Raw genomic sequence first — 12797 nt, 5'->3', positions numbered from 1 at the left:
GCTCACAGGCCGGCGTTCTTCAACCCCTGGTTGGTTTCACTTTCACGGAAGCCTATCAGATAGAGAATAGCGTCCAGACCAAGCGTTGAAATAGCATGCCGGGCAGACTCCTTAACCAGGGGTTTAGCCCGAAAGGCAACGCCCAAGCCAGCCTGGCTCAACATGGGCAGGTCGTTGGCGCCATCTCCCACTGCAATCACCTGCTCCCGGGAAATGTGTTCTTTACCCGCAATTTCCAGTAAAAGCTCTGCCTTGCGCTTGCCATCGACAATCTGGCCGGAAACCTCACCGGTTACCTTGCCATCCCGGATCTCCAGCTCATTGGCGTAGATATAATCAATGCCCAGCTTGTTCTGCAGGTGCCTGGCGAAATAGGTAAAGCCACCGGAGAGAATTGCAGTACGGTAGCCCAAGGCTTTCAGGCTCCGGATCAGATGCTCCGCACCTTCCGTCATCTTCAACCTGCTGGCAACCCGCTCCAACACAGATTCATCCAGGCCCTTCAGTAACGCAAGACGTTCAGCAAAGCTCTGGCTAAAATCCAGCTCACCCTGCATGGCACGCTCGGTGATCTCTGCAACCTGCTCACCAACACCCGCCTCCACTGCCAACTCGTCGATCACTTCAGCTTCAATAAGCGTGGAGTCCATATCAAACACCACCAGGCGGCGATTGCGGCGGAAGATAGAATCTTCCTGGAATGCGATATCCACATTCATCTCGCCTGCTATATGCAGAAAATCTGCTCTGAGCTGCTCAAGATCTGACGGCGTGCCTCGAACCGAGAACTCTACGCAGGCGATCCCGTCGCTGGAGGTGTTAAGTGACGGCCTGGCCGACAGCCTGGAAATATTATCAATGTTCAATCCATGCCGGGCAGTAATGGCAGACACTCTGGCGATCTGCTCAGCCTTGATGTCCCGTGAAAGCAAAGTAACGATATAACAGGCTCGATTACGGCCCTCCGCCCAGTTCTGATATTCCTCAATAGTGATCGGAGCAAACCTCACCTGAAGGTCCAGCGCGTGAAAGCGGAATAACAAATCACGGATTACAGGGGAGGATTTGGACTCGTCGGGAATCTCTATGAGAATGCCCCAGGTCAGGTGATCGTGAATCACCGCCTGCCCTATGTCGAGAATCCGAACGTCGTAGCGGCCCATGATGCCGGTAATCTCCGACGTAAGGCCGGGCTTGTCGCGCCCGGATACGTTTATCAGAACGAGTTCACTCACGGTTGGAAATCTCCATTTTCAGAACTCTCCAACTTGGAGCTTTCTTCTTCCTTTGCCCGGGCGGCCGAAGGGATAACCTCAATCGCATCAACACGCTGCAAGCCACGGGGCAACTTGTGCCCGCGCCGGCCGCGCTCCCCAATATAGTGCTCAAGATCGGCAAACTGCAGCCCCATCTTGCGCTTGCCCGCCCGAATTTCCAGCTGATCATCCTCGGCGAACACAGCTACAGCTACGACATACTCCTCGCGGTTCTGCACCCGTGCGGAGGGGATGCTGATAATCTTGTTGCCCTTACCTTTACTCAGTTCCGGTAGCTCACTGAGAGGGAACACAAGCATTCTGCCCTCATTGGAGATTGCCCCCAGATAGAGCTTTTTGTCGGTCGCCGGTATGACCACCGGCGGCATAATTTTCGCGCCCTTTGGCACACTGACTACTGCCTTGCCGTTCCGGTTTTTACTGATCATATCGTTCAATGACGTCACAAAGCCGTAACCACCGTCGGTCACCAGCAACGCCTTGCGAGCCGGGTCACCCATCAAGAGACCTGAGAAACTGGCCCCCGACGGTGGATTGATCCTCCCCGTAAGCGGTTCGCCCTGCCCTCGCGCCGACGGCAGGCTATGGGCCATCAATGAATAAGCCCGGCCTGTAGAGTCGATGAAAATAGTCTGCTGGTTATTGCGCCCTCGGGCAGCCAGAGCAAAACCGTCTCCGGATTTGTAGCTCAGCCCATCAGGATCTATATCATGGCCTTTGGCCGCCCGCACCCAGCCTTTATCAGACAGCACAACGGTAACCGGATCATTGGAAACCAGATCATTCTCACTGAACGCCTTGGCCTCTTCACGCTGAACAATGGGTGAACGACGATCGTCGCCATATTCTTCAGCATCCGCCAGCAGCTCGCTTTTGATCAGATCACTCAAGCGGGTTTCGGAGCCCAGAATGGACTGGAGCTCATCTCGCTCCGCGGCCAACTCGTCCTGCTCGCCGCGGATTTTCATTTCCTCAAGTTTCGCCAGGTGCCGCAACTTCAGCTCAAGGATAGATTCGGCCTGCTCCGAAGAAAGCCCGAACCGCTCCATAAACACTAATTTGGGCTTATCTTCCGTGCGGATAATGTGAATGACTTCATCAATATTCAGGTAGGCAATCAACAGGCCTTCAAGAATGTGCAAACGCGCCAGAACCTTATCGAGGCGGTGCTGCAATCGACGGGTCACCGTGGTACGCCGAAACGCCAGCCACTCCGTAAGCATCTGGTGCAGACCCTTCACACCAGGGCGGCCATCATTACCGATCACATTGATATTCACGCGATAGGTTTTTTCAAGATCTGTGCTGGCAAACAGGTGCGCCATGAGCCCGTCGAGATCCACACGGTTCGATCGCGGCACAATTACCAGCCGGGTCGGGTTTTCATGGTCCGATTCATCACGGAGATCCGCCACCATGGGCAACTTTTTGGTTTGCATCTGGTGGGCAATCTGCTCGAGAACACGATTTCCCGAAACCTGGTGTGGCAGATCCGTTACCACAATCTCTCCAGTCTCCCGCACCCAACGGGCACGCATGCGCAAGGAGCCACGGCCGGTCTCGTACATCTGAAGCAGATCTTTGCGAGGTGTGATGATCTCCGCATTAGTCGGGAAATCCGGCCCTTTAACATGCTCGCACAGTTGGTCAACTGTCGCGTCGGGCTCATCCAGTAGCCGGATACAGGCCGCGGTGACTTCCCTTACGTTATGGGGCGGTATGTCTGTCGCCATGCCCACTGCGATGCCGGTAGTGCCGTTAAGCAGCACGTGGGGCAGCCTTGCAGGCAACACTGAGGGCTCGTCCATGGTGCCGTCAAAGTTTGGCACCCAGTCTACGGTTCCGTGGCCTAGCTCTGTCAGCAACAGATCAGAGAAGCGCGCCAACCGGGATTCTGTATAGCGCATGGCAGCAAAGGATTTGGGATCATCTGGCGCACCCCAGTTACCTTGGCCGTCCACAAGCGGATAGCGATAGGAGAAGGGTTGAGCCATGAGCACCATGGCTTCATAACAGGCGCTATCTCCGTGGGGGTGGAACTTACCAAGAACATCACCCACGGTTCGGGCCGACTTCTTGTATTTTGAGGTAGATTTGAGGCCCAGCTCTGACATGGCGTAAATGATGCGCCGCTGAACCGGCTTCAGCCCATCCCCGACATTGGGAAGCGCGCGGTCAAGAATGACGTACATGGAGTAGTCGAGATAGGCTTTTTCGGTGTAATCCCTGAGTGATACCCGCTCAAAGCCTTCATCCGTGGTCTGAAACTCTGGCATGGATGCCTCTTTTGTTGCCTGTATTGCCTGATTTGAAATACGTTCGTGATGCTACCCTGTGCACCCGGAATAATCACGGGGCCGGTGCAGTGGGACATTATATGGAGCGCAGAGCTGATACACCAACAACCTGCAGATATATTGGCCAGAACAGCTCTTGCGCGTCTTATCTGGCCCCTTCCAATAGCGGAATTCCCGCATGGAGAGTCTGTAAGGTGCACCGTATGCTCCTAACCACTGATGAATAGAAGACCGTTTTCCCTTCAAACAAGCGGAACACTATGAAACCCAATCTAAAGGCCTGCGGGCAAGCGCTGACTACGGCGATAGTAAATGCGGCATTAGCCGTTGTACTGATGCTCCTTGTTGAGTTTGCAATCAGTGGCAGCTTTCAGGTTCCTGCACCCTACCTTTGGGCTGGCCTGCTTATAGGACTTGTTATTTTTGCTGCTCAGTTCTGGCGTCAACGCCACCTTTGCCGTTCTTGCAGCACCGACCAGGAAGCACCAGCAAACCCACACCAAAGCCTGCATTCCGACGCCTGACCCCCTGAAAGCTCGATCTATCCCAATCTGCATCTCAATTAAACCCTGACACCCGGCTCAGCGCTGCTATGATTTGAATAAATCATCAGCAGACACAAGAGCTCACTATGACCACCGGCAATCGCTTCGGGCTACGCTCAAAAATCGCCCTCCCTTTCGCCACCACCGCTATTGCCCTTATTTTTATAGGGTTATTTAGCGTTAGTACCACTCGCAACCTCGTCTCGGGTACGGAACGAATAGCCGATACCTACCTGACATCCGTTAGCCGCATCCTGAATGGAGATCGCGACCTCTATCAGGCTCTGGTGGCTCAAATGTCGTATGTGGACGCCAGAATCAACAACGAAGATGGTTCCCGATTTCTTACGGCGTTTAACGAAAATGCTGGCCAGGCCAGAGAGCGTTTTGAGAAAACCGTGGAGCAACTTGAAGGCACGGGCGTATCCGCCATTGAGCAGGGCTTTGACACTGCATTCAAGAAGTGGGAGCAATCGGCACGCAGCGTCATCAAACTGGCCGCAGAAGACCAGCCGGAAAAAGCCAGAAGCCTTGCAGCAACGGAAACCACCAGGCACTTCGAAGCCCTCCGCAACTATTTTGACCAAGTCGGCGCTCATGCAGATGATCAAGCTCAGGCAAGCGCACTGGCTGTATCGAATGAGGGCCAGAATAGCTCCGTGGCAATTCTCACAATTACCGTTATCGCAATTGCAGGCAGCATCGCGCTGTTCATTGTCGTCCTGAGGATGATCATCCGCTCTATATCAACGCTCAGGGAGCATCTGGACAACATCGCGCAAGGCGAAGGCGATCTGACCCACCGCATTCCTGTCGAAACGGACGACGATCTCGGCGCCTTGGCGAGGAGCTTCAATCAGGTTCTGGAAAACCTCCAGTCCATGGTGGCATCGATACAACAACTGACCATAGAACTGAGTCAGGGCGCAGACAGTCTGCGTCAGGCCTCAAACGACAACAATGAAGGTGTAAGCCAGCAAACCGGTGCCATTTCGATGGTTGCGACGGCCATAAACGAAATGCAAAGTGCTATAGAAGAGGTGGCCGGCAATGCATCTTTGGCTGCCGATGTCACAAGAGAGGCAGAGAACAAAGGCAATACCAGCGCAGACATTATCCGAAAGTCTTCAGATCAGGTTCGTCGCCTGTCAGCGCAAATCACCAAAGCGGTAGATGTTATTCGCAAACTCTCCGATGACTCCGACAATATTGCCTCGGTACTCGACGTAATCCGGGGCATTGCGGAACAGACAAACTTGCTGGCTTTGAACGCAGCCATTGAGGCTGCCCGAGCGGGCGATCAGGGGCGTGGATTTGCAGTGGTTGCAGATGAAGTTCGCACCCTGGCAAAGCGCACGCAACAATCCACAGAGGACATTCAGGCTATGATTGAGGCACTGCAAACCGGCGTTGCCGATATCGTGTCAGTGATGGAAACCGGAAGCCGGGAAGCAACAGAAACCGTAAAACTGGCATCGGAAGCCGAGCATCAGTTAAATGCTATCCTCGAAGCAATGACCAGAATCACCGACATGAACACCAGCGTTGCCTCAGCAACCGAAGAGCAAACTCAGGTGGTTGACGAGATTAACCGCAGCATCACAGAAATTAACGACTTGGCATCCGAAAGCGCGACGCGATCAAAAGACATTGACAACATCAGCCAGTCACTTGACGGTTACGCACGAGAACTGGAGAAACAAACAGGCAGGTTCCGGGTTTAACCCCGAAACCTGCCCTGGCAGGGGCAAGCCCGCAATTTACTGGCGAACGCCTTCAATCGAGATAGTAATTTCTACAGTCTCGGAGGCTTCGCCAAGGCTTGCAGGGATACCAAAATCTTCAAGCCGCAGCTCGGTTTCTGCCTCAAATCCCATGCGGTAGCCACCCCAGGGGTCCTTGCCGTGACCCAGCATTTCCACATCCAGGGTTACTTCGCGGGTTACACCGTGAAGTGTAAAATCACCCACAACATCCGCCTCACCGTCTTCATCAACGATCACTCGCTTACTTTTGAAGGTCGCTTGCGGAAACTTGCTCACGTTCAGGAAATCCTTGCCCCGCAAATGCTTGTCGCGTTCGGCATGGTTGGAGTCCAGACTGGCTGTATCAATGGTTACGTTTACGGTGCTGTTTTCAGGATTTTCTGCATCGTAAACAAACTGGCCATCAAAATCGTTGAAGCGCCCATAGAGCCAGCTGTAGCCTAAATGGGAGATTTTGAACGTGATGAACTGATGGGCACCTTCTACGTCAAACGCATAGGTTCCGCTGGCTTCATTAGCCTGAACACTTCCCACCAGTGCCATGGAAACAGCAGATGCGAGCAATAATTTCCTCATAATATTCTCCTTTTAAGTAAACAGAAATGTTCAATCATCCCCACGCGCCGGAACCAACATCCGACGCAAGGTTTCGTCCCGGTCTATGAAATGGTGCTTCAACGCACCAGCGGCGTGCAAAGCAGCCAGGCCAACCAATGCCCAGGTACTCCAGTAGTGCACCAACCCGGCGGTATCCTCCAGCCCTTTAATTTGGCCGGTGACCGATGGCACTTCAAACCAGCCAAATACGCTGATGGATGAACCATCAGCGGTTGAAATCAGGTAGCCGCTCACCATGGCGACAAATATCAGGACATACAATAGACCGTGAGCGGCACGAGCACTCAGAACCTCCCAACGCTTGTGCGCAGGAATTGATTCCGGTGATGGGGTGAATAACCGCCAAAGCAACCGAAATATCACCAGAGCAAACAGTAAAATACCCACACTTCTGTGAATGTCCGGACCGCGTCGATACCACTCGTCATAGTAGGACAAGTCAACCATCCAGAAACCAAGAGCAAACAAACCCAGCACTGCCACAGCAACAAGCCAGTGAGCAACTATGGCTAGCCAACCATAACCGGCGGGTGTATTTCTTATTTGCATAGCAACCAGGGCCTCCTTATCCACACTGAACGTTTGAGAGCTAAAGTATAGGAAGCAGCACCCTCAAATGAAATCGGAATGTTTTGCGCCCCATCATCAGAAATTTTGATCAAGCCAAATCCACTTTAAAAAAGTCTTGACTTTGGTCGCGTTCGGATTGTACGCATTGTCGAATTCCTTGTATCAACTACACTTACTCCACATTTGAAACACCCCTTCGGGGGCTACATTGATCATGGAGAACACGACATGGAACTTGAATTCGACGAATCTGTTGTAATCCCGAGCAACAACTGATTATTTGGCGGCTCTTGTCTTAAAGAGCCGCCAAAACCACCGCTAAACAGTGCAGACTCCACAAAGCTTACAACCTGTTTCAAATTTATTCATGAAACAGTGGTAATGCCATTCTTTTTTTGGCAACCTCCCTCCAACTATCAGTTTACTCTGGCTTTTCCAGTTCATAGCCAACACTGGTCAGTGATCGTTCAAGTGCGATTTTACAGTAGCACCTGATGTATTCGTTCAATGATTCAAAATACACTATGCAGCCTGAAGCAATCCCGGAAACGCTGGCGGATCCCGAGGTTGATCTGATATCACCGATGCTCCGCAGAGATGGCGATTCCTGGACAGCGGGCTTTCGTGGACTTACCTTGAGAACGGCCCTCCAGCCGATCTACAGCATTTCTCACAAGCGAACCATTGGCTACGAAGCGCTGATACGGGCGCAGGACCCGGACCTCTCGAACGTTCTGCCCATACACCTCTTTGAACTTCCATCGTCTGATGCAGAAAACCTTCTGCTTGACCGGCTTTGCCGATACCTGCATATGCAGAATTACAGCGGCATCGAAGACCAGCTTAACTGGCTGTTCCTGAACGTTTCTCCCCGGGCTGTAACCAGCGGCAGCCAAGCAGATTCTTTTTTTGGCAACCTGCTGGTAAAAACGAAGCTCCCACCCCACCGGATCGTCATCGAGATTGTTGAACAGCCAACAGACGACGCAGATCGTCTACGCGACACCGTTGCCTACTATCGTGAGCTTGGCTGTCTTACAGCCATTGACGACTTTGGCGCTGGACACTCGAATTTTGAACGAATCTGGAACTTGTCACCCGACATAGTAAAGCTGGATCGTAAATTACTGACGCGAGCCACTGAAGACCATAAGGCACGACAGATTCTGAACGGCATTGTTTCGCTGCTGCATCAATCCGGGTGCCTGGTATTATTGGAAGGTGTTGAGACCAGCGATCAGGCGATGATTGCTATCGATGCTGGCGTGGACTTTGTTCAGGGATTCTACTTCTGCCGGCCTAGTACAGATCTGGCCAGCCTTTCTGATGCACCGACGGATTTCGATCAACTGCTGCAGGACTACAAAGCAAGACATCAAATCACCCAGGACCCGACCCGTTATTTGGCAGACTTCTTCTGGAACGATTTTCAAAACGCCACCAAATTGCTGCAGGCTGACACCTGTATGGCACAAGCGTGCAGGGAGTTGCTGAATCACGGCCCGGTATCACGCTGTTACCTGGCAGATAGCCAAGGGGTTCAGATAGAAGATACACTGATATCGGATACAGGAAGCCGGGGGCTGGATCCGCGCTTCAAGCCGCTGGAAAGCACCAGCAAGGCAGACTGGTACAGGCAACAGTATCTTCGCCAGGCGCTGGCTCAGCCTGGCAAACTCCACGTTACCGCTCCCTATCTTTGTGTAACCGGCGCTTATATGTGCGTCACCCTGTCATTGTGCTTCACTCATCACGACAAGCAGAGGGTGCTTTGCTGCGATATTCTGGCCAACGCCCCGCAGTAACGACCATTAACCCGGGCTGACTCCGTACACCATCGCAATCACCGCCACAGACACCAGCCCAATAAACACATTCATCGGCAAACCAACACGCACAAAGTCCCCGAACCGATACCCCCCGGGGCCGAACACCATCATATTGGTTTGATACCCCAAAGGCGTGGCGAAGCTGGCCGAAGCTGCCATCATTACCGCAATCACAAAAGGCTCAGCCGCAACTCCCATCGTATTGGTCATTGATAGCACCACCGGAATGACCAATACAGCTGCTGCGTTATTAGTGATCACCTCTGTAAGCACCGATACCGAACAATAAACCAGAAACAGAGCCAGTAAAACATGCCCTTTGCTCAGGCCGAGAATCGCTCCAGCGAGGAATGTGGCTGCTCCGGTCTCCTGCAATGCAGCACCCAGTGCAAAGGAAGCCGCAATAGTAAGCACCACCGGAACGTCCACGGACTTCTGTGCCTGCCCTACAGAGCAACAGCCAGTCATAATCATCAGCGCTGCGCCCAGTAACGCGGCATTCAGCATGCTGAGAACACCGCAAGCTGCCAGCCCCACCAGCACAACCAGGATCCCCCAGGACAGCCAGGCACGATTGTGTCTGGGCGCCTCGGTTTCCAGGTCGTTAATAAGCAGAAAATCCTTGTTGTAACGCTGGCGACTTACAAACGCGGGCCGGGCCTCCAGTAACAACACGTCGCCGGGCTTGAGCTGAATATTACCCAGATTCCCTGATACTCGGGCACCACCCCGGGCAACAGCCAAAACTACCGCCCCGTAGCGCTCCCGGAACCGCGCATCACGAATGGTCAATCCCAGCACTTCTGATTGCGGAGACAGGGCCGCCTCCATCAGACAGCGTTCAGCGCGATGCTGACTCAAGCTGGGCTCATCTGCGTGCTCTGAAGGCACAATACCGTTAATCCGAAGCAGATCGGAGATTGCCTGGGTATCCCCCGCAAATACAAGGCGATCGCCACCACACAGGCGCTCTTCGGATGGCACCGCAGTCACTACGCTGCCATCACGCTCTATCTCAACCAAATAGAGCCGGTCCAGCTCCCTCAGGCCCGCCTCACCTACCGTTTTACCAACCAGTGGCCCATCAATGGCAACCGCCACCTCGAGAGTGAACTCCCTCATGGAGCCAAATTTGTGCCGATCTTCACGATTTGGAAGAGCGCGAGGCATGAACAGAAGGATTGCGGCAATACCCAGAATTGCCACAGGCAAACCAACCGCGGTGATCGAAAAAATGGACAGCCCGGGGCCACCCGTGAGTTGTTCGTACTGGCCGTTAACGACCAGGTTGGTGCTGGTGCCAATCATGGTGAGCGTGCCACCAAGGATGGCGGAATAGCTAAGGGGGATCATCAGTTTGGAGGGCGCGATGCCGATCTTTCTGGACCAGGCATGAACCGCCGGAATCATGGTTGCCACAACGGGGGTGTTGTTGAGGAAGCCGCTCAGCAGGGCAACCGGCAGAGTGATGCGCGCTTGCGCTGAGCGAACAGTTTTGGGGTTTCGGAGCAGGTGCCGGACCAGTAAATCGACCCCACCAGAATGATGAATACCTGCTGCCACCACAAATAGAGCTACAACAGTGATCAGGCCTGTATTACTAAACCCCGAAAGGGCCTGACCAGCCGAAATAATGCCACTGGCACTGAGCGCAATAAGCACAACCATCAGAACCAGGTGGGGCGCATAGCGTCCTGAACTCATAAGTATAAGCGCGGCGCCGGCCATGCCGAGCGCAAACCATCCCTGCCAGTCCATTACGGTATTTCCCGATCATAAAACCGGCAGGATAACGAGCCTCAAGACAAATTAAAAAGAATAACAATGTCTTTTTATAGGTCCAAATAGAATATCGATCGACTAACCCCCAACATCCGCCATGTTGCCGTAGGCCTCCAGCCAGGCTCTCCGATCTGACGCCCGCTTCTTGCCCAGAAGCATGTCCATTCGGCTGTCTGTGTCGTCACCCTCTTCAATGGTCAGCATAACCAGACGACGAGTATCGGGTGCCATGGTGGTTTCGCGGAGTTGCAACGGGTTCATTTCACCCAGCCCTTTAAAGCGGGTTACCGAAATCTTGCCTTTGCGCTTCTCGGCTTCAATACGATCCAGTATTCCTTGTTTCTCATGCTCGTCGAGGGCATAAAAAGTTTCCTTACCAAGATCCACACGGTAAAGCGGTGGCATGGCGACAAACACATGGCCTGCAGCAACAACGGGCCTGAAATGCTTGAGGAACAGAGCGCACAACAAGGTTGCGATGTGCAGGCCATCAGAGTCAGCATCCGCAAGAATGCAGATTTTGTTATAACGCAGGCCCCCAAGCTGATCCGAGTTGGGGTCTACGCCTATGGCGACAGCAATGTCGTGGATCTCCTGGGAAGCCAGTATTTCGCTGGAATCTACTTCCCAAGTATTCAGGATTTTACCGCGCAATGGCATCACCGCCTGAAACTCACGATCGCGGGCCTGTTTTGCAGAGCCTCCAGCAGAATCCCCTTCAACCAGAAACAGTTCAGAGCGAGCGGTATCACCACCAGAGCAGTCCGCCAGCTTTCCCGGTAAAGCCGGGCCGGATGTTACTCTTTTACGGGCCACCTTCTTGCTGGCCTTTAGCCTGCGCTGGGCATTGCTGATAAACAACTCCGCCAGCACTTCAGCCACATCAGTATGTTGGTTCAGCCATAAGCTGAAGGCATCCTTGACTACACCGGAAATGAAACCTGCAGCCTCCCGCGACGACAAACGCTCTTTGGTCTGCCCTGAAAACTGCGGTTCTTGCATCTTGAAGGAAAGCACGTAAGCCGCTTTTTCCCAGATATCCTCGGGAGAGAGCTTGACGCCCCTTGGCAGCAAACTGCGGAACTCGCAAAATTCCCGCATGGCTTCGAGCAGCCCGGTACGCAGGCCGTTTACATGGGTGCCTCCCTGAATGGTTGGAATCAGGTTTACATAACTTTCCATGACCGCTTCGCCGCCTTCCGGAAGCCACTGAATAGCCCAGTCAACCGCTTCATTCTTACTGGAAAAACTCCCGATAAAGGGTTCCAGAGGAACCACCTCTACATCTACCAAGGCAGAGCGTAGATAATCACGAAGCCCCTCCTCGTAGAACCACTCATCTTTTTCGCCAGTTTTTTCCTGCGTAAAGGTTACTGTCAGGCTAGGGCAAAGCACCGCTTTGGCACGCAGGTTATGGCGCAGGCGGCTCACAGAAAAATTCGGGCTGTCGAAATACTTTGTATCCGGCGTGAATTTTATGCGTGTGCCTGTATTTCGCTTACCAACTGTGTCGATAACTTCCAGCTCAGTGGCCTTCTCGCCATTGGCAAAGGTCATGTGGTGGAGTTGGCCATCGCGTTTTACGCTGATTTCAAGATGTTTTGACAGTGCGTTAACTACCGACACCCCAACACCGTGCAAGCCACCTGAAAAGTTGTAGTTACCCTGGGAGAACTTACCGCCTGCATGTAACCGTGTCAGGATCAACTCAACCCCGGACAGCCCTTCTTCCTTGTGAAGGTCAACCGGCATACCCCGGCCATCGTCTTCAACACTCAAGGATCCGTCGGTATAAAGCACCACATCGATGCGGCGAGCGTGGCCAGCCAGAGCTTCATCCACACTGTTATCGATGACTTCCTGGGCCAGGTGATTCGGGCGACTGGTGTCTGTATACATACCAGGGCGCTTACGCACTGGATCCAGGCCACTCAGTACTTCAATGGCATCGGCGTTGTATTGTTGCTCACTCATAGGCTGGACGTGACTCCGCAGGAAGAAAAATTCGTTCCCATAGCTTATGGATTCGCGGCCAAAGATCAACGGCTGATTGCGGTTCCTGCACCAAGGCCATACTTTGGTGAAACAGTCACGACTCAACAATCACGGCGAA

The 12797-nt window shown here is 53.2% G+C and carries 9 protein-coding genes; 3 read left to right on the top strand and 6 right to left on the bottom strand.

All coding sequences use genetic code 11. The features are described 5' to 3' along the window. Positions 1 to 2: 2 nt before the first annotated feature. Positions 3 to 1235: a phosphoserine phosphatase SerB gene (gene serB, locus RKA07_RS04290; RefSeq protein WP_200202582.1), complete on the bottom strand. Its 1233-nt coding sequence runs from the start codon at positions 1233 to 1235 to the stop codon at positions 3 to 5. Continuing rightward, on the bottom strand, positions 1232 to 3553 hold the full coding sequence (gene parC, locus RKA07_RS04285) for a DNA topoisomerase IV subunit A (RefSeq protein WP_200369061.1): 2322 nt from the start codon (positions 3551 to 3553) through the stop codon (positions 1232 to 1234). Before parC ends, serB begins: the two co-directional genes overlap by 4 nt. 281 nt (positions 3554 to 3834) lie before the next feature. Here parC and RKA07_RS04280 point away from each other — a divergent pair, with 281 nt between their 5' ends. Together RKA07_RS04280 and RKA07_RS04275 are read left to right on the top strand one after the other, a co-directional pair. Continuing rightward, complete coding sequence (locus RKA07_RS04280) at positions 3835 to 4098, top strand: hypothetical protein (RefSeq protein WP_200202584.1); 264 nt, start codon at positions 3835 to 3837, stop codon at positions 4096 to 4098. A 107-nt stretch (positions 4099 to 4205) separates the two neighbouring features. Next, positions 4206 to 5843, top strand: coding sequence for a methyl-accepting chemotaxis protein (locus RKA07_RS04275; RefSeq protein WP_200202780.1), 1638 nt, complete (start codon positions 4206 to 4208; stop codon positions 5841 to 5843). A 36-nt stretch (positions 5844 to 5879) separates the two neighbouring features. On the opposite strand, the gene RKA07_RS04270 is transcribed toward RKA07_RS04275, so the two are convergent. Both RKA07_RS04270 and RKA07_RS04265 read right to left on the bottom strand, forming a co-directional pair. After that, positions 5880 to 6461 carry a YceI family protein gene (locus tag RKA07_RS04270; protein WP_200202585.1) on the bottom strand — a complete coding sequence of 194 codons (582 nt, stop codon included), beginning with the start codon at positions 6459 to 6461 and terminating at the stop codon, positions 5880 to 5882. Positions 6462 to 6491: 30 nt separating this feature from the next. Further along, on the bottom strand, positions 6492 to 7052 hold the full coding sequence (locus tag RKA07_RS04265; protein WP_200202586.1) for a cytochrome b: 561 nt from the start codon (positions 7050 to 7052) through the stop codon (positions 6492 to 6494). A gap of 545 nt (positions 7053 to 7597) precedes the next feature. Between RKA07_RS04265 and RKA07_RS04260 the strand changes: the two genes are divergently transcribed. Beyond that, the gene (locus tag RKA07_RS04260; RefSeq protein WP_310965663.1) at positions 7598 to 8878 is read left to right on the top strand and encodes an EAL domain-containing protein; all 1281 of its coding nucleotides are present in this window, start codon (positions 7598 to 7600) and stop codon (positions 8876 to 8878) included. Between the two features lie 6 nt (positions 8879 to 8884). Here RKA07_RS04260 and RKA07_RS04255 read toward each other — a convergent pair whose 3' ends face one another. After that, positions 8885 to 10660, bottom strand: coding sequence for an SLC13 family permease (locus RKA07_RS04255; RefSeq protein ID WP_200202587.1), 1776 nt, complete (start codon positions 10658 to 10660; stop codon positions 8885 to 8887). Between the two features lie 102 nt (positions 10661 to 10762). Continuing rightward, positions 10763 to 12658, bottom strand: coding sequence for a DNA topoisomerase IV subunit B (gene parE / locus RKA07_RS04250; protein WP_200202588.1), 1896 nt, complete (start codon positions 12656 to 12658; stop codon positions 10763 to 10765). Between the last annotated feature and the right edge of the window lie 139 nt (positions 12659 to 12797).

Origin of the sequence: Marinobacter xiaoshiensis (assembly GCF_031631795.1) — a bacterium.
Taxonomy (GTDB): domain Bacteria; phylum Pseudomonadota; class Gammaproteobacteria; order Pseudomonadales; family Oleiphilaceae; genus Marinobacter; species Marinobacter xiaoshiensis.
The sequence above is the reverse complement of the archived record's forward strand: the minus strand, read 5'-3'. Positions and strand labels throughout refer to the sequence as shown.